The sequence below is a fragment of the Paraburkholderia ginsengiterrae genome, from assembly GCF_001645125.1.
In the GTDB taxonomy this organism is placed as follows: domain Bacteria; phylum Pseudomonadota; class Gammaproteobacteria; order Burkholderiales; family Burkholderiaceae; genus Paraburkholderia; species Paraburkholderia ginsengiterrae.
Genome location: NZ_LXKA01000327.1, coordinates 1 through 17,919, shown reverse-complemented (window position 1 = coordinate 17,919; position 17,919 = coordinate 1). Strand labels below are relative to the sequence as shown.

Genomic DNA, 17,919 nt, shown 5'->3' with positions numbered 1-17,919 from the left:
AACATGCCGCACACATAGCGTATTTAGTGCTTCCGCACAACGCATGCCCGGACGTTGCGACTGGCAAAAAATCACTCCCCGGCGCCGTCGGCGAAGTGTCAGAAACCGTCCGTCAAACGCGGTTGCACGTCGGCCAGCGCAATGTCCGCGGCACCTTCCGCGAGATGCACCGTCAGGCGCCGCCCCGGCTTCAGCGACGACGGCGAACGCACCGCGCGCCCGCTCTGCGCATCGAGCACGGCGGCATAGCCACGCTCCAGCGTGCGCTGCGGACTCAGCACTTCGAGGCGCGCGGCGAGCGTCGCGATACGCGCGGTCTGACGTTCATGCTGGCGTAACAATGCCGCGTCCAGACGTTGCGTGAGATGGGCGAGCTTCGCCTGATGCGCGGCGAGATCCGGACGCCAGCGCTGCCAGCGCATCTGCAACAGCGAAAAACGTGCTCGCGCGTCGCGCACCGGGCGCGCGCCTGCCGACGCGAGCCGCACGCTCAACTGCTGCAGATGGGTGCGTTGCCGCTCGAGCCGCTCGGCCGGCGACACGAGCCGGCGCGCCAGCCAGTCGAGCTGCTGGGCGCGCCGCTCCATCATGCGGCCGAAGCCGCGCGCGAGCATGCCATGCCGGTGATCGAGATCGCGCAACAGCAGCACGCGCTGCGGACTGACGAGTTCCGCGGCGCCGGTCGGCGTTGGCGCGCGCACGTCCGCCGCGAAGTCGGCAATCGTGAAATCGGTTTCGTGACCGACGCCGCTCACCACGGGAATGGCGCTTTCCGCGATCGCGCGCGCCAGCACTTCTTCGTTGAAGGCCCACAGGTCTTCGATCGAGCCGCCGCCACGGCAGACGATCAGCACGTCGACTTCGCGCCGCGCGTTCGCGGCGTCGACCATCGCCGCGAGCTTGCCGCTTACGCCCACGCCCTGCACGGGTGCGGGATAGACGATCACCGGAATGTGCGGAGCGCGGCGCGACAGCGTGGTGAGGACATCACGCAAGGCCGCGGCCTGCAGCGACGTCACGATGCCGATCGCGCGCGGATGAGGCGGCAACGCGCGTTTTCGCTCGGCGGCAAAGAGCCCTTCGGCTTCGAGCTGCGCCTTGAGCCTGAGAAACGCTTCGTAGAGACGCCCCTGTCCGGTACGGCGCACCGCTTCCACGTTTAGTTGCAATTCGCCGCGCGGCTCGTACATCGTCACCAGCGCGCGCACTTCGATCCGGTCGCCTTCGCGCGGCGTGAATTCCGCGTATTGCGCCCGCCCGCGGAACATCACGCAGCGCATCTGCGCCTGCGCGTCCTTGATCGAGAAGTACCAATGGCCGCTCGCGGCGCGCGTGAAGTTCGACACTTCGCCGGATACCCAGACGAGCGGAAACGAACGTTCGAGCATCGTGCCGATCGCACGATTGAGCGCGGAAACGGGGACGACGACCTCACCGCCGGGCGTCGCCGGCGAAGCAAAAGGGCTTTCGGGATTCATGCGAGGAATATCTGTGACTGGCCGGACAGACGATAGACCGAGTGGCCAACGGCGTCCAGCACGGCGCGAGAATTGTTAAAAGTGTCCACATGACGGGAAACGCCAGACGATTCCCGCCAGATCGCCCGCGCAGCCGCATGAATTACAAGCATGCCATTGATTTATATGGCATTTATATCTCATTAAGGAGAATGATTACCGATACCGAGCGCACGGAATGGGCTTCTCCGGGCATCGGACGGCAGGTTCTCCACAAAGTTATCCACAGGCCGTGAATCACGCTTGAAGCGCCGGGTCGGCGCACGGCGCGGCGCGCCCGACTTGCCGTGCGGGACGCACGCGCGCTAGAGTGGCGGGTTCGACAGCATGCCTGACATCCCCGCGAGGCGCGCTGCGGCGGCACATGGTGCAACTGCGGGTGCAACTGCGGGCGCAACTGCGGATGCAACTGCGGGCGCGAGTGCGCCGGCATGACCGCCGCCTCGCTTTCGCTTCATTTTCGATTGTCCGGAGAACCGCGTTGATGCTTGCCCCGCGTAGTGCGCCTGGCGCCTCCTCCACACCGCTGCCGGGATTCGTTCCCGCGTGCGGCGCACCGCTCGCTTTCGCGGCTTGCCCATGAGCGAACTCAAGAACCGTCTGGAAGCACGCCTTGCCCACGAGTGGCAACGGCGCGGTCCGCTCGCCTGGGCACTGACGCCGTTCGCGTGCGTGTTTGGCACGATCGCCGTCGCACGCCGTACCGCCTTTTCGATGGGCTGGTTGAAATCGGTGCGCATCGGCGTGCCCGTGGTGGTGGTCGGCAATGTGACCGTGGGCGGTACCGGCAAGACGCCGACGGTGATCGCGCTGGTCGAGGCCCTGCGCGTCGCGGGTTTCAAGCCTGGCGTGGTGTCGCGCGGCTACGGCGCGCGCGTGAAAGCGCCCACGCCGGTCACGCCAACCTCCGCCGCGAGTGTCGGTGGCGACGAACCGCTGCTGATCGCGCGCCGCACCGGCGCGCCAGTCTGGGTCTGCCCGGATCGCGTGGCGGCGGCGCAGGCGCTGTGCGCGAAGCATAGTGACGTCGACGTGATCGTCAGCGACGACGGCTTGCAGCATTACCGCCTCGAACGCGACGCGGAACTGATCGTGTTCGATCACCGACTCGGCGGCAACGGCTTTCTGCTGCCGGCCGGCCCGCTGCGCGAGCCCCTGTCGCGCCGGCGCGATGCGACGCTCATCAACGATCCCTATGCGCGCACCTTGCCCGCGTGGCCGAACACCTTCGCGCTGCAACTTGCGCCCGCCGACGCGTGGCATCTCGACAATCCTTCGCTGCGCCGGCCGCTCGCGCAATTCACCGGCCAGCGCGTGCTGGCTGCGGCCGGCATCGGCGCGCCGGAGCGCTTTTTCGCCACGCTGCGCGCGGCCGGCCTCGCGCCGGCCACCCGCGCGCTGCCGGATCACTACGCGTTCGAGCGCAATCCTTTTACCGACGTGGATGCCGAAGCCATCCTGATAACGGAAAAGGATGCGGTAAAATTAGGGTCCTGGCATGATGCGCGACTCTGGGTTGTCCCGGTGGAAGCCGCGCTCGATCATCGCCTCATTGCATTAGTTGTGGAGAAAGTCCGTGGACGCTCGCCTGCTTGAAATTCTTGTCTGCCCGATCTGCAAGGGCCCGCTTAGCTACGACCGCGCCGCGCAGGAATTGATCTGCAACGCGGACAAGCTCGCCTACCCGATCCGCGACGGCATTCCCGTCATGCTGGTCGACGAAGCGCGGCAGACCGTGGAAGGCACGCCGGTCGATCTGAATCCGGGTTCCGTGGCCTGAGTCATTGTCTAGCCGATGACCCACACCGCCGCCACTCCTCCCTTTATCGCCGTCGTGCCGGCCCGGCTCGCCTCGACGCGCCTGCCCAACAAACCGCTCGCCGACATCGGCGGCAAGCCGATGGTGGTGCGGGTCGCCGAGCGCGCGCGCGAATCGGGCGCGCAGCAGGTGCTGGTCGCGTCGGACGCGCAATCCGTACTCGACGCGGCCCGCGATCACGGCTTCGAAGCTATGTTGACGCGTGCCGATCATCCGTCGGGAACGGACCGTCTCGCGGAAGTCGCGGCGCATTTCGGCTGGAGCGACGACACGATCGTGGTCAACGTGCAAGGTGACGAACCGCTCATCGATCCGGCTCTGGTGTGCGGCGTCGCGTCGCACCTCGCGGCGAACAATGGCTGCGCGATCGCCACCGCGGCGCACCCGATCACCGACCCCACCGAAATTTTCAACCCGAACGTCGTCAAGGTCGTGCTCGACGCGCAGGGCGTAGCGCTGTATTTTTCGCGCGCGCCGATTCCGTGGGCGCGCGACGCCTGGCAGCCGCACTGGCCCAACGTCGCCTCGATGCCCACGCCGCCGGCGCCCGCCGTGGTTCATCGGCATATTGGTCTGTACGCGTATCGCGCCCAATTCCTGCGCACTTACCCGAGCCTCGCGATCTCTCCACTCGAACAGGTCGAAGCGCTCGAACAACTGCGCGCGATGTGGCACGGCGAGCGTATCGCTGTGCTCGTGACGCAAGACGTGCCGCTGCCCGGCGTCGACACGCCCGCCGATCTCGCGCGCGTGCAGGCCTTATTCGGGTCTTGAGCGGAAAAACCCGTGGCATAATCGGACGGTTGTGCGCGCCTTCTACACCAAGCGAGAGCCAGGGTTTGCCCGGTTGCACCGTTGCCGTCTTGCAGCGCCGTCGTCTTCGACGTGCAGCGCGAGACCCGCAAACGGCAGTCGATGCGGGTCCCTCGGCAAGCTCGCAGGAAGGCTGCAGCGCCACACAAGAATTCACATAGATCTGGAGATATCACATGCGTTTGATCCTTTTGGGTGCACCTGGCGCGGGTAAGGGCACTCAGGCAAACTTCATCAAGGAAAAGTTCGGCATTCCGCAAATTTCCACCGGTGACATGCTGCGCGCGGCCGTCAAGGCGGGCACGCCGCTCGGCCTCGAAGCCAAGCGCTTCATGGACGCGGGCGAGCTGGTCACGGACGAGCTGATCATCAACCTGGTGAAAGAACGTCTGCAGCAGCAGGACTGCGCGAACGGCTATCTGTTCGACGGCTTCCCGCGCACCATTCCGCAAGCGGAAGCCATGAAGCAGGCCGGCGTTCCGATCGACTACGTGCTGGAAATCGACGTGCCGTTCGACGAGATCATCGTGCGCATGAGCGGCCGCCGCTCGCACGCCGCATCGGGCCGCACGTACCACGTCAAGTTCAATCCGCCGAAGGTCGAAGGCGTGGACGACGTGACCGGCGAACCGCTGATCCAGCGCGACGACGACAAGGAAGAAACGGTCAAGAAGCGCCTGGAAGTGTACGAAGCGCAAACCAAGCCGCTGATCGACTACTACAACAACTGGGCGAAGAACGGCGATTCGTCGACTTCGCTGGCAGCGCCGCAATACCGCTCTATTTCGGGTCTCGGCAGCGTCGACGAAATTCGCGCCCGCGCGTTCGAGGCGTTGAAGTAAATTCGCTGCCTTGCTGTGTTTGCTGCGAGAAAACCCGCCCATGCCGGCGGGTTTTTTTATGGCGTGAAGCGCAATGTTCCGCGCTTTTCGCTGGCGCTTCGAGCCATGTATTACTTAGCCATCCAGAACGATTTGACGCTGCCGCGGGTCACTGCCCTCGAACGGGGTAGCCTCCTGCCAGTTCGCTTTCCGCATTGCAGCACAGCCGCTACAATCGATCATCGAAAAGATATTCGATCCTGACATTACTGAACCGTATCAAAGGAGAAGACATGGAGATTCGCGACAACGTATTCCTGATCACCGGCGGTGCATCGGGTCTTGGCGCCGCCACGGCGCGCCTGCTCGTCGAGAACGGCGGCAAGGTGGTGCTCGCCGACCTGAATCAGGACGCCGGCGAAGCGCTCGCGAAGGAACTCGGCGGCATTTTCGTCAAATGCGACGTGAGCCGCGAAGACGACGCCACGCAAGCCGTCGAAGCCGCCACGAAGCTCGGCACGCTGCGCGGCCTCGTCAATTGCGCGGGCGTCGCACCCGCCGTCAAGACGGTCGGCAAGGACGGCCCGCATCCGCTCGACTCATTCGCGCGCACCATCTCCATTAACCTGATCGGCACCTTCAACATGATCCGGCTTGCCGCCACGGCCATGTCGAAGAACGAACCGAATGCGAATGGCGAGCGCGGCGTGATCATCAACACGGCATCCGTGGCCGCCTATGACGGCCAGATCGGCCAGGCGGCTTACGCGGCGTCCAAGGGCGGTGTGGTCGGCATGACCTTGCCGATCGCACGCGACCTGTCGCGCAACGCGATCCGCGTCATGACGATCGCGCCGGGCATCTTCGAAACGCCCATGCTGCTCGGCATGCCTCAAGAAGTGCAGGACGCCCTCGGCGCGATGGTGCCGTTCCCGTCGCGGCTGGGCAAACCAGTGGAATACGCGATGCTCGCCAAGCAGATTTTCGACAATCCGATGCTTAACGGCGAAGTGATTCGCCTGGACGGCGCAATCCGCATGCAGCCGAAGTAATTCCCGCATGCCCCGTGCCGCGCGAGGTGCGCGCGGCCATGAAAAACGCCTGCCCATGATTCATGGGCAGGCGTTTTGTTTTGTCCGTCCTTTAAGCGCTTTTCGTCGGCGTTACTCGTGATCGTCGTGCTGGGTGCGTTGACGCAGTTCATGCAACTGCGACTCCACGACCGTGGCGTCCTCGGCATCCGGGCGGTCGCCGAGATAGCGCTCGAGGTCCTCGAGCGCGGGACGCAGATAGTCGAGCCGCGCGTAAGCAAAGCCCCGATCGCGCACCTCCTCGATACTGTGCGGCAGCAGGATCACCAACCGCTGCTGCACGGCCAACAGACGCTGCCAGCGTTCCGTCTGAAGATACGTGGACTTCAGATTGCGCAGCATCCGCGCGATGATCTCGCGACGCGTGGCCGGCTGCAGCAGCATGCGCAGCGCCCTGCCCACCGATTCGCCCGCCGACACCACGTACGGCTCGAGCATTTCCACCATCTCTGATTCAGACAGCGAGTGCCCGGTGGTGGGATCGAGCATGACGTCGCCGTCGGGCGTTGTCACGCGCAGCAGGAAATGGCCCGGAAACGACACGCCACGCGCCGGAACGCCAATCTGCTCGGCCATCTCGAGATACAGGACCGCGAGCGAAATCGGAATGCCGCGGCGGCGCTTGAGCACCGCGTTCAGATGGCTGTTGTCGGGATCGTAATAATCGTTGAGATTGCTGGCGAAACCCAGCTCACGAAAGAAGAACCGGTTCAGGATGCCGACCTTCTGCTTGATATCGGCGTCCTCCGGCATGCGCCGCCGCAGGCGCACCACCAGCTCGTCGATCTCGGCCAGCGTGCCTTGCAGGTCGAGATCGGGATAAGCGTCCTGGGCGAGCGACAGCGCCGCCTCGGTCAACGGAAGACTATCGTCTTCGGCGACGAGCGTGCTGAAATAGTCGAGAACCCGCGTCATGGTAATCACTTCACTCGCCTTTTGAAGTACGCGTACTTGAAGCCCATCAGCCAAAGCATACCGAAATATAGCGCGGCAAACAGCACGAGGCACGCTGCCAGCAACACCATGCGGTCGACCGGCCGGCTGTGCATGCCGATCCAGTCGAAGCTGATGGCCAGCCAATGCATGACGCCGGCCAGCACCAGACAGGCCCCAAACAATTGCACGAAGAACTTGAGCCAGCCACTCGACGGCGTATAGATGCCGCGCTTACGCAAGCCGAGAAACAGCAGCAGCGCGTTGCCGCACGCGCCGAGTCCGACGCTCAGCGTCAAACCCGCATGCGCGAAAATCGGCACGAACACATAGTTGCTCAACTGGGTCAGGATCAGCACGCCGACACCGATCTTCACCGGCGTCTTGATGTCCTGCTTCGCGTAGAAGCCCGGCGCGAGGATCTTGATGAGAATCAGGCCGATCAGGCCGACGCCATATGCCGCCAGCGCACGCGCGACCATCACGACCGAGTTGCCGTCGAACTTGCCGTAGTGAAACAGCGTGGCGGTCAGCGGCTGCGCGAAGAAAAACAGCGCGATGGCGCTCGGCGCCGCCAGCAGGAAGGTGACGCGCAGCCCCCAGTCGAGCAGCGACGAATACTCATGCGAATCGGCGTCGACGTGCGCCTTGGAGAGGCTCGGCAGCAGGATCGTACCGAGCGCGACGCCCAGCAGCGCGGTCGGGAACTCCATCAGCCTGTCAGCGTAATTGATCCACGACACGGCGCCCGGACCGATGCGCGACGCGATATTCGTGTTGATGATCAGGCTGATCTGCGCGACGGAAACGGCGAACATGGCCGGCACCATCTTGGACAGCACCCGCTTCACGCCGCGATGCGCGAGCGCCTTCAGCGGATTCAGGCCGATGCGCGGGATCATGTCGATCTTCTTGAGCCCCGGCAACTGCACGACGAATTGCAACACGCCGCCGGCGATCACCGCCCAGGCGAGCGCGTAGACCGGCGTTTGCAGACGCGGCGCCACGAACACCGCGGCGACAATGAACGCGACGTTCAGCAAAACCGGGGCGAACGCAGGCAGCGAAAAGTTCTTGTACGTATTCAGCACGCCCGACGCCAGCGACGTCAGCGATATGAAAATGATGTACGGGAACATGATGCGCGTCATGGTGACCGCGAGCGCGTAGGCCTGGCCTTCGTGCGCGAGACCCGATGCGACGATGAACACCACGCCTGACGCACCCACCACGCCAATCAGCGAGAGGATGGCGAGCGCCCAGGCCAGCACCGTCGACGTGGCGTCAACCAGCGCCTTGGTGGCGTCATGTCCTTGGCTGTTCTTGAACTCGGCGAGAATCGGCACGAAGGCCTGCGAGAACGCGCCTTCGGCGGAAATTCGGCGCAGCAGGTTCGGAATACGGAAGGCGACGTAGAACGCGTCAGTGAATTGACTGGCGCCGAACGCGCGGGCGATCAGCGTTTCGCGGGCCAGGCCGGTCACGCGCGAGAGCAGCGTGAAACCGCTGACAGTCAGCAGGGCTCGGAATAGATTCATGGGGCGCTTATTATACGGGTGCCGCAAGTGCGGTCGAGGAGCCGAGACGCGATTCGGACCGATTTGCCGTGCAGACGTTCGATTCCACGGACCGGCCGAGGCACTTTATCGTGACCTGCCGCGCCGTTCTGCCCGCGTGGCCCACTTGCGGCCCGTGCCTGACGCTCAAGCCGCCCGCTGGCTCGGGCCGGATGGCCTCCACACGGGCGCCGGAGTTCGCGTCACCGGCCGGCATCGCGCAATAGCGCTTTTCCGTTGCCACGTGCCTGATTTTGTTGCTATAATCGCCGGTTTCGAAGCTCGCTCAACTTTCGGTCGGGTTTTCAGACGGGGTGACGGATCGGCGCCGGATTTATACCGCAGCGCTTGCCAACGCCCTTGAATACCCTGAAAACACGAGCCTGCTTTCGCGTAGTCCGATCGATTTTTCGACACTTTTGCGCTCTTGGGCAATCGCTTCCAGGAGTTCGATCTAAAAGCAGCGCCTCACCACTTGAAGGTCAGGCACTGGAAACAGGAACAGGATAAGGAACCGTCATGGCTAATTCCGCACAAGCACGCAAGCGCGCCCGTCAGGCCGCGAAGGCAAACTCGCACAACTCGGCACTGCGCTCGAAGTTCCGCACGGCTACCAAGGCTGTCCGCAAGGCAATCGAAGCAGGCGACAAGGCTAAGGCCGCTGAAATCTTCCAGGCATCGTCGAAGACCATCGACATCATCGCCGACAAGAAAATCGTTCACAAGAACAAGGCAGCTCGCCTCAAGAGCCGCCTGGCTGCAGCCGTCAAGGGTCTGCAAGCGTCCGCAGCGCAGTAATTCCGGTCAGCCCGCTTCGGTGGGCTACCTCCTGTTTCCGCTGCACAGAAAAGCTCGCCTCGGCGGGCTTTTTTGCTTGGGATCCGCCTAGGATTGATTGGTTGGCGCGATTGGTTGGCGTTGACACGCAGCGCCATGAACCCACCGCATACCTCGCCAAAGCCCTCTTCCCCGGCTTAAAGCCACAAAAAAACCCGCCGCGGCGGGTTTTTGCTTTTTCGGCTCGTCTGGTCCGAGGACCGCACCGTCTTAGCGCGTGTTCTTGGCCTGCTGCGTACCGTGTTCAGGAGGCAACTCGCACGCTTCGGTCACGACCAGGTCGTTGTCTTTCGCAAAGTTGAGAACAAAGTCGAATGCCATCGGCTCGATGTCGCGCAGGCGCGAATCGAGGATCACGCACTTGAGATCGCCAAGCATGGTTGGCCGGACGTACACCGAATACTGCATATAAGCGTTCGGCCCCTTCCTTGCACCAGGGCCAAAGCATGACATGACGCCCGCGAGCCGCTCCGACCAGTCGCTCGGCCGAAACTTCTTTCCCGTCGACGTGATGCCCTGAATGAAAAATTCGGTTGGAGCTGCTTCGGCCATGTAGAAATACCTGTGTGACTGCCCAGCGGGATAACGGCAAAACTGACGGCGAAATTGACAGCGAAACGGCTGGAAAATGTCCGAACTCACCGACACACCGCGATGGCGAGGCCCGCCACCGGAAACCGCGAAAAGCCTGCCAAGCCGCCTCGGCGCTGGCTATGACGACACCTGGCGAGGAGACTTTCCCGAACCGCGCGAGCCGCAACGCCCATGCGAAATACCGGCTGGCTGGGCTTTGAAATAACCGGCAGATTATAGCGCAGCGGGGCTCTTTCCGCAGCGCACACAAGACTTGTCTGACGGTTGCGCCTCGCTTTCAAAGCGCTTGCCCGGCCTTTTGGCTGACTCGTCAAACGGGGCGAAATCCTTTATGCTGCATTGAGTTACCACAAACGACGGCGGCGCCGTCCGGCAATCCTGCCGGGTGAGACCGCCGTATTTGTTTCATGACCGCCAAGAAAATTCGCCACTACCTGCAGTTCAAGGATTTCTCGCTGGACGACTACGAGTACGTGCTGGAACGCGCGCGCATTCTGAAACGCAAATTCAAGAACTACGAGACCTACCACCCGCTGCACGACCGCACGCTGGCCATGATCTTCGAAAAGAATTCGACACGCACGCGCCTGTCGTTCGAAGCCGGCATTTTCCAGCTGGGCGGGCACGCCGTTTTCATGAGCACGCGTGACACGCAGCTCGGCCGTGGCGAACCGATCGAAGACGCCGCGCAGGTGATCTCGCGCATGGTCGACATCATCATGATCCGCACGTTCGGCCAGGACATCATCCAGCGCTTCGCTGAGAATTCGCGCGTGCCGGTGATCAACGGCCTGACCAACGAATATCATCCGTGCCAGGTGCTGGCGGACATCTTCACGTACTTCGAGCATCGCGGCCCGATTCGCGGCAAGACGGTCGCGTGGGTCGGCGACGCCAACAACATGCTGTACACGTGGATCGAAGGCGCGCAGATCCTCGGCTTCAAGCTGCGCATTTCCACACCGCCGGGCTACAAGCTCGACCACGCCATGGTGGCCGCGGAAAGCGCGCCGTTCTACGAAGAATTCGACGACCCCAATGAGGCCTGCGCCGGCGCCGATCTGGTCACCACAGATGTCTGGACCAGCATGGGCTTCGAAGCCGAAAACGAGGCACGCAAGAAAGCCTTCGCCGACTGGTGCGTCGACGCGGACATGATGGCGCGCGCCAGCGCAGACGCGCTCTTCATGCACTGCCTGCCCGCCCACCGCGGCGAGGAAGTCAGCGCGGAAGTGATCGACGGCCCGCAAAGCGTCGTGTGGGACGAGGCGGAAAATCGTCTGCACGTGCAAAAGGCCCTGATGGAATACCTGCTGCTCGGCAAGCTGAATCACTGAGCAAGCCGCTGCCCTGCGCGTTAAGCAGCACCTGCGTGAAGCGCGGTGGGGCCTTGAAACGAGACAAGGCATTCCCGCCCGCGCGACGCATCGAGCCGGTGTCCACCGCTTGCACGCGGACCCGGCTTCACCGTCGCGACGCCCCCAAAAACGCGGGCGCTTGATGGTTTAGTGTCAAAATAGTGTTTTTCCGCGCTCCGGACCCGCCGGCGCGCCTTGTTTTCCCGCTTTCTCCAGCTACGAGTTCACCATGAGCGATATCAAGAAAGTCGTGCTCGCCTATTCGGGCGGCCTCGACACCTCCGTCATCCTGAAGTGGTTGCAGGACAATTACGACGCCGAAGTCGTCACGTTCACGGCCGACATCGGCCAGGGCGAAGAGCTGGAACCGGCGCGCAAGAAGGCCCTGCAACTCGGCATCAAGCAGGAAAACATCTTTATCGAAGACCTGCGCGAAGAATTCGTGCGTGACTTCGTGTTCCCGATGTTCCGCGCCAACACGATCTACGAAGGCGAGTACCTGCTGGGCACGTCGATCGCGCGTCCGCTGATCGCCAAGCGCCAGATCGAAATCGCCCGCGCCGCAGGCGCGCAGGCGGTCTCGCACGGCGCAACCGGCAAGGGCAACGACCAGGTTCGTTTCGAACTCGGTTATTACGCGCTGGAACCGGGCATCAAGGTGATCGCCCCGTGGCGCGAATGGGACCTGCTGTCGCGCGAAAAGCTGCTGGCGTACGCGGAAAAGGCCGGCATTCCGATCGAAATGAAGCACAAGCAAGGTGGTGCGCCGTATTCGATGGACGCGAACCTGCTGCACATTTCGTTCGAAGGCCGTCACCTGGAAGACCCGAAGGCGGAAGCCGAAGCCGACATGTGGCGCTGGACGGTGTCGCCGGAACAGGCACCCGACCAGGCTGAATATCTCGACATCGAGTACGAGCACGGCGATCCGGTCGCAATCAACGGCCAGCGTCTGTCGGCAGCGGAAATGCTGACGGAACTGAATCGTCTGGGCGGCAAGCACGGCATTGGCCGTCTCGATCTGGTGGAAAACCGCTACGTCGGCATGAAGTCGCGCGGCTGCTATGAAACGCCGGGCGGCACGATCATGCTGAAGGCGCACCGCGGCATCGAGTCGATCACGCTCGACCGCGAAGTGGCGCACCTGAAAGACGACCTGATGGCCCGTTACGCTTCGCTGATTTATAACGGCTACTGGTGGAGCCCGGAGCGCCGCGCGATCCAGGTGCTGATCGACCATACGCAAGAGAAGGTCAATGGCTGGGTGCGTGTGAAGCTGTACAAGGGCAGCGTCTCGGTGGTCGCGCGCGATTCGAAGGAAACGCTGTTCGACAAGACCATCGCCACGTTCGACGACGACGGCGGCGCCTACAACCAGGCCGACGCCGGCGGCTTCATCAAGCTGAACGCCCTGCGCATGCGGATCGCGGAAAACGCTCGCCGTCAGCGGGGCTGATGGTGAGCGTTTCGGCGTAGGCTAACGTCGCGCAAGCGAAGTTAAGCGCCGCAAGGCGCGGCCGAAGCCAAAACGCAGGCATAAAAAAAAGGCGCCCGGAGACTCCTCCGGGCGCCTTTTTTCATTTCACCAGCAGAAAACCCGCGAGCCAAGCCACCCAGTCACAAACAAACCGGCTCCGCCTCCAGCTCCACCCCGAACCGCTCGAGCACATCGCGCTGAATCGCTTTTGCCAGCGCCAGCACTTCCGCACCGGTCGCCCCACCGCGATTCACCAGCACCAACGCCTGGCGGTCATGCACGGCCGCCGCGCCCATCGAGCGGCCTTTCCAGCCACACCGATCGATCAGCCAGCCCGCGGCAAGCTTTACCCTGCCATCCGGCTGCGGGTAGGACACGATCTCCGGCTCCTTGACCTTGAGCGCCGCGAACTGCCCCGCCTCCACCACTGGATTCTTGAAGAAGCTCCCGGCGTTGCCCAGTTCCAGCGGATCGGGCAGTTTGGCGCGCCGCACCGCCACCACCGCATCGAAAATAGCCTGCGCTGTGGGCGGCGTACCAGCATCGCCATGCGCAGCCAGCTCACGAGCCAGATCCGCGTACCCGGCACGCGGCTGCCAAACCTTCGGCAAACGGAATGTCACCGACGCAATCACGAAACGCTCGCGCCCTTCCCGCTTGAAGAAACTATCGCGATAACCAAATCGGCAGGCCTGCGCGCCGAGCTCGACCACGGCGCCCGTGGCCAGCTCCACCGCGCGCAGCGATGCGAAACGTTCGCTCACCTCCAGCCCATACGCGCCGATGTTCTGAATCGGCGCCGCGCCCACCGTGCCCGGAATCAGCGCAAGATTCTCCAGACCGGGCAGGCCTTGCGACAACGTCCATTCGACAAACTCATGCCAAGGTTCGCCGCCGGCCGCTTCGACGTACCATGCGTCGGCGTCCTCGCGCACCACGCGGCGGCCTTGCAACGCCACCAGCAGCACCAGTCCGGCGAAGTCGCCCGTCAGCACCACATTGCTGCCACCGCCCAGCACGAGGCGCGGCAGGCCGGCCACACGCGGATCACGCACCGCCGCCATCAATTGCGCTTCGTGCTCGATGCGGCACGCGAACTGCGCACGGACATCGAAGCCAAATGTGTTGTGCGCTTTCAGCGGATAGCCGGTAATCAACGCGGCGGAGTCGGATTGGGACATCGGGATCGGAACAGTGGAACGGCAAATGAAACGGCTTCGGGCCCTGGCTGCGCGGCAATGCGCGGCGGCCTTGGGCAAAAGGGAGTGGCATCGGTAAAATGACTCCGGTCCGTGATTATAGCGAGTGCCCCGTGAGCAGCCGACCGGCCGCGTCACGCACCGCAGCACTATTGGGAGAAAGCAATGCCATCGTTTGACGTCGTCTGCGAAGCGAACATGATCGAAGTCAAGAACGCGATCGAGCAGTCCAACAAGGAAATTTCCACGCGCTTCGACTTCAAGGGGTCCGACGCGCGTGTCGAACACAAGGAAAACGAAATCACCGCCTACGCGGACGATGATTTCAAGCTCGGCCAGGTGACCGACGTTCTACTGTCCAAAATGGCCAAGCGCAACGTGGACGTGCGCTTTCTCGACTACGGCAAGATCGAGAAGATCGGCGGCGACAAGGTCAAGCAGGTCATCAAGATCAAGAAGGGCGTGTCCGGCGACCTGTCGAAGAAAATCGTCCGCCTCGTGAAGGACAGCAAGATCAAGGTGCAGGCGAGCATTCAGGGCGACGCGGTGCGCATCACCGGCGGCAAGCGCGACGATCTGCAAAGCGTGATCGCCATGCTGCGCAAGGACGTGACCGACACGCCGCTCGACTTCAACAACTTCCGCGACTGATGCGGGATTAATCCGCGGGGCGCGCGTACGCACGTCTGGCTGCGACGCGCCACGCGGCGTTTGCACACCCCGCTGTGCAGCGCGCCGCACAGCGGTTGCGAAACCCGCGTAGGGCGTCGGCAAGCTACGCGAGAACCACCCACGGATTACTCACGCGGACGCGGCAGAGTTCGTGACAAACCCGCCGCGCACCAAGCCTCACCGGTCGTTGCCGCCCGCCGGGCTGGCCGCCGCGTCGGCCTTCTTCTTGTCGCCGATGCGGCTTTCCTGGCCGCGCATCAGCTTGGCGATGTTGCCGCGATGGCGCCACACCAGCAGCGTACTCATCACGACGATTGCCAGCGCGATGATATGCGGCCCGAACAGGAAACCGTCGAAGAGCGGCGCGAACACCGCCGCCGACAGCGCCGCCAGCGACGAATAACGCGTGAAGAACGCCACGATCAGCCACGTCAGCAAGGTCGCAACGCCGAGAATCGGATTGATCGCGAGCAGCACGCCCGCGGCGGTCGCCACGCCCTTGCCGCCCTTGAAGCGAAAAAACACCGGATACAGGTGGCCGAGAAATACGGCGATCGAGGCGATCGCGACCGACGTGTCGTCGAGACCGAAACGCGCGCCGAAGTGCACGACGAACCACACCGGCAGCCAGCCTTTGAAGGCGTCGCCGATCAGCGTGAAAATCGCGGCCTTCTTGCTGCCGCTGCGCAGCACGTTGGTGGCGCCCGGGTTGCCCGAGCCGTAGGTGCGCGGGTCGTCGAGGCCCATCGCGGCGCTCACGATCACGGCGAACGACACCGAACCGATCAGGTAGGCAACCACGGCGACGATCAGGTTTTGCATCTGGGACTCTTATAAGGATCGGCGGTCTGAAACTCGATACCCCAACCGCAACAGGGCGTGCAATGCGGAACAACGCGGCGCACATTCTACCGAACCCGCCCGCCCGGAAAACATTCAGGCAAACGTCAATCCACGCTCGCGCACTGCACGGCTTTGGCTTCCAGCAAATCGGTCAATACCGTGGGCGCGATACTCACCAGAAATCCGCGCCGGCCGCCGTTCAGCCAGATCGTGTCCATCTCGAGAATGCTCGATTCGACGTACACCGGCATCGGCTTGCGCGTGCCAAATGGCGACGTGCCGCCGATCAGGTAGCCGGAATGCCGGTTCGCCACCTCGGGCTTGCACGGCTCGACGCGCTTCGCGCCGATCTGCCGCGCGAGGTTCTTGGTGCTGACGGTACGGTCGCCGTGCATCAGCACGATCAGCGGCTTGGCGTGCTCGTCTTCCATGACCAGCGTCTTTACCACGTGATGCTCGTCCACGCCGAGTTGGCGCGCCGATTCGCCGGTGCCGCCATGCTCGACGTAGTCGTAAGGATGTTCGCCGAAAATGACGCCATGACGGCGCAGGAACTGCGTGGCGGGCGTTTCGGAAACGTGTCGGGATTTGCTCATCGGCGCATTGTAATGGCGACTTTGCACAACGGCTATTTGCCGAACGGCCAATTGTGCGGGTCATACGATTGTGGCACGATCGTTCGAAAATCTTCCGGTCGACATTGGAGACAGCATTGGGCTCTGAATCTTTCACCTCGTCCATGATCGACGTTCCCGCGCTGCTGGCATCGCTGCCCACGCGTATTAGCGAGATCCCGGCGCTGGCCGCGGCACGCGATCCGCAGCACATCGCGCTGATCGAGGATGCGCGCCGTCTGACCAGCGCGCAACTGCTGCAAGCCGTCGACGCCACGGCCGCCCTGCTGCGCGAATGGGGCGTGGGCGGCGGCGATCGCGTGATGATCGTCGCGGAGAACAGCATCGCGCAGATCGTGCTGCTGTTCGCCACCGCCCGGCTCGACGCGTGGGCACTGGTGTCGAACGCGCGCCTTTCCGAGGCGGAGCTCGACTCGATCCGCGCACACGCGCAGCCCCGCGTGGTGGCGTACGCAGTCGAAAGCTCGGCCGACGCCCGCCAGCATGCGCAGCGGCATCAAGCTGCAGCGGCGCCGGCCATCGCGCCGGACATCGGCGCGTGGTCCTACACGGTGGACAGCACCGTGACCGCGGAGTCCGTCGAAGTGGCGAACGACCGCCAATGTGCCGCCCTGATTTACACCACCGGCACCACCGGCGCACCGAAGGGTGTGATGCTGTCGCATCGCAACCTGATGTTCATCGCCGCGGTCTCGAGCCGCCTGCGCAAGGTCAACGCCGACGACGTGGTCTACGCGGTGCTGCCTATCTCGCACGTGTACGGGTTTGCGTCGGTCTGTCTGGGCAGCCTGTACGCCGGCGCGACCTTACGGCTCGCGCCGCGCTTCGCGCCGGAAGCCGTGCGGCGCGCCCTTGCCGAAGAAGGCGTGTCGATCTTCCAGGGCGTCCCGGCCATGCACGCAAAATTGCTCGAACACCTGCAGACGCACGGCCACGCGTGGTCCGCGCCGCATCTCCGGTTTGTCTATTCGGGCGGCTCGCCGCTCGACGCCGCCCTGAAAGCCCACGTGGAAAGCGCTTACGGCCTGACGCTGCACAACGGCTACGGCATGACCGAGAGCAGCCCGACCGTGTCGCAGACCATGCTCGACACGCCACGTAGCGACTGCTCGGTCGGCGAGATCATTCCGGGTGTCGAGGTGCGTTTCGTCGGGCTCGACGGTGTCGATGCCGCGCCGGGCGAAATCGGCGAGCTCTGGGTGCGTGGTCCGAACGTGATGCTCGGCTATTACCGCAGTCCCGAACAGACGCGCGCCGCCGTCACCGAAGACGGCTGGCTCAAGACGGGCGATCTGGCGCGGCAGGACGCGGACGGCGCCTTGCATATCGTCGGACGCAGCAAGGAGTTGATCATCCGCTCGGGTTTCAACGTGTATCCGGCCGAAGTCGAACACGTGTTGAACGCGCATCCGCAGGTCGTGCAGTCCGCCGTGATCGGGCGCACGGTCGAGGGCAATGAGGAAGTGGTCGCGTTCGTCGAATTGACGGCGGGCGCGACGGTCACGCCCGCTGAATTGATCGGCTGGTGCGGCGAGCGTCTCGCGCCGTACAAGCGGCCGGCCGAAGTGAAAATCCTCGCGGCGCTGCCCGCCGCTTCCACCGGCAAGATCCTCAAGGCGCGGCTGCGCGAGTTCGTCTAGACGCTTGGCCCGTGCCCGGGCAGGCGCCGCCACGAGCGCATTTCAGCCGCGCGGATGATGCTGCGCATGCAGCGACTTCAAGCGTTCGCGGGCCACGTGCGTGTAGATCTGCGT

At 63.6% G+C, this 17,919-nt stretch carries 17 protein-coding genes; 10 read left to right on the top strand and 7 right to left on the bottom strand.

From position 1 onward, the window contains the following. Positions 1–98 precede the first annotated feature (98 nt). Complete coding sequence (xseA, locus tag A6V37_RS22455) at positions 99–1,478, bottom strand: exodeoxyribonuclease VII large subunit (RefSeq protein WP_064268696.1); 1,380 nt, start codon at positions 1,476–1,478, stop codon at positions 99–101. A gap of 618 nt (positions 1,479–2,096) precedes the next feature. On the opposite strand from xseA, the gene lpxK reads away from it, so the two are divergent. The 5 genes from lpxK to A6V37_RS22430 all read left to right on the top strand — a co-directional run bounded on the left by lpxK (position 2,097) and on the right by A6V37_RS22430 (position 6,022). After that, entirely contained in the window at positions 2,097–3,113 is a 1,017-nt protein-coding gene (gene lpxK, locus A6V37_RS22450; protein WP_064268697.1) for a tetraacyldisaccharide 4'-kinase, read from the top strand. Beyond that, positions 3,094–3,297, top strand: a complete 204-nt coding sequence (locus A6V37_RS22445) for a Trm112 family protein (RefSeq protein WP_007180583.1) — start codon at positions 3,094–3,096, stop codon at positions 3,295–3,297. The genes lpxK and A6V37_RS22445 overlap by 20 nt, the downstream gene beginning before the upstream one ends. A gap of 15 nt (positions 3,298–3,312) precedes the next feature. Beyond that, positions 3,313–4,110: a 3-deoxy-manno-octulosonate cytidylyltransferase gene (kdsB, locus tag A6V37_RS22440; protein ID WP_064268698.1), complete on the top strand. Its 798-nt coding sequence runs from the start codon at positions 3,313–3,315 to the stop codon at positions 4,108–4,110. A gap of 215 nt (positions 4,111–4,325) precedes the next feature. Continuing rightward, the gene (gene adk / locus A6V37_RS22435) at positions 4,326–4,991 is read left to right on the top strand and encodes an adenylate kinase (RefSeq protein WP_064268699.1); all 666 of its coding nucleotides are present in this window, start codon (positions 4,326–4,328) and stop codon (positions 4,989–4,991) included. 272 nt (positions 4,992–5,263) lie between these two features. Further along, entirely contained in the window at positions 5,264–6,022 is a 759-nt protein-coding gene (locus A6V37_RS22430; protein ID WP_064268700.1) for a 3-hydroxyacyl-CoA dehydrogenase, read from the top strand. A gap of 111 nt (positions 6,023–6,133) precedes the next feature. Here the strand turns inward: A6V37_RS22430 and A6V37_RS22425 are convergent, their stop codons facing one another. Both A6V37_RS22425 and murJ read right to left on the bottom strand, forming a co-directional pair. Continuing rightward, on the bottom strand, positions 6,134–6,976 hold the full coding sequence (locus A6V37_RS22425) for a SirB1 family protein (RefSeq protein WP_064268918.1): 843 nt from the start codon (positions 6,974–6,976) through the stop codon (positions 6,134–6,136). A 5-nt stretch (positions 6,977–6,981) separates the two neighbouring features. Next, positions 6,982–8,532, bottom strand: a complete 1,551-nt coding sequence (gene murJ, locus A6V37_RS22420) for a murein biosynthesis integral membrane protein MurJ (protein WP_064268701.1) — start codon at positions 8,530–8,532, stop codon at positions 6,982–6,984. A gap of 537 nt (positions 8,533–9,069) precedes the next feature. Here murJ and rpsT point away from each other — a divergent pair. Further along, entirely contained in the window at positions 9,070–9,348 is a 279-nt protein-coding gene (gene rpsT / locus A6V37_RS22415; RefSeq protein WP_064268702.1) for a 30S ribosomal protein S20, read from the top strand. 249 nt (positions 9,349–9,597) lie between these two features. On the opposite strand, the gene A6V37_RS22410 is transcribed toward rpsT, so the two are convergent. Next, the gene (locus A6V37_RS22410; RefSeq protein ID WP_064268703.1) at positions 9,598–9,939 is read right to left on the bottom strand and encodes a DUF3579 domain-containing protein; all 342 of its coding nucleotides are present in this window, start codon (positions 9,937–9,939) and stop codon (positions 9,598–9,600) included. A gap of 449 nt (positions 9,940–10,388) precedes the next feature. Between A6V37_RS22410 and argF the strand changes: the two genes are divergently transcribed. After that, positions 10,389–11,318, top strand: coding sequence for an ornithine carbamoyltransferase (gene argF / locus A6V37_RS22405; protein ID WP_064268704.1), 930 nt, complete (start codon positions 10,389–10,391; stop codon positions 11,316–11,318). 250 nt (positions 11,319–11,568) lie between these two features. Continuing rightward, a complete protein-coding gene (locus tag A6V37_RS22400) occupies positions 11,569–12,795 on the top strand; it encodes an argininosuccinate synthase (protein WP_064268705.1) in 1,227 nt (408 codons plus the stop codon). Positions 12,796–12,956: 161 nt separating this feature from the next. Here the strand turns inward: A6V37_RS22400 and murB are convergent, their stop codons facing one another. Continuing rightward, positions 12,957–13,997, bottom strand: coding sequence for a UDP-N-acetylmuramate dehydrogenase (gene murB, locus A6V37_RS22395; RefSeq protein ID WP_064286357.1), 1,041 nt, complete (start codon positions 13,995–13,997; stop codon positions 12,957–12,959). 183 nt (positions 13,998–14,180) lie between these two features. On the opposite strand from murB, the gene A6V37_RS22390 reads away from it, so the two are divergent. Continuing rightward, positions 14,181–14,666 (top strand): YajQ family cyclic di-GMP-binding protein, encoded by a 486-nt coding sequence (locus A6V37_RS22390; protein ID WP_064268707.1) that lies wholly within the window; start codon positions 14,181–14,183, stop codon positions 14,664–14,666. A gap of 198 nt (positions 14,667–14,864) precedes the next feature. Here A6V37_RS22390 and plsY read toward each other — a convergent pair whose 3' ends face one another. Together plsY and ybaK are read right to left on the bottom strand one after the other, a co-directional pair. Beyond that, complete coding sequence (plsY, locus tag A6V37_RS22385) at positions 14,865–15,509, bottom strand: glycerol-3-phosphate 1-O-acyltransferase PlsY (protein WP_064268708.1); 645 nt, start codon at positions 15,507–15,509, stop codon at positions 14,865–14,867. Positions 15,510–15,634: 125 nt separating this feature from the next. Continuing rightward, entirely contained in the window at positions 15,635–16,126 is a 492-nt protein-coding gene (gene ybaK, locus A6V37_RS22380; protein ID WP_064268709.1) for a Cys-tRNA(Pro) deacylase, read from the bottom strand. A gap of 143 nt (positions 16,127–16,269) precedes the next feature. Here ybaK and A6V37_RS22375 point away from each other — a divergent pair, with 143 nt between their 5' ends. Then, positions 16,270–17,805, top strand: coding sequence for a class I adenylate-forming enzyme family protein (locus A6V37_RS22375; protein WP_064268710.1), 1,536 nt, complete (start codon positions 16,270–16,272; stop codon positions 17,803–17,805). Positions 17,806–17,919 lie beyond the last annotated feature (114 nt).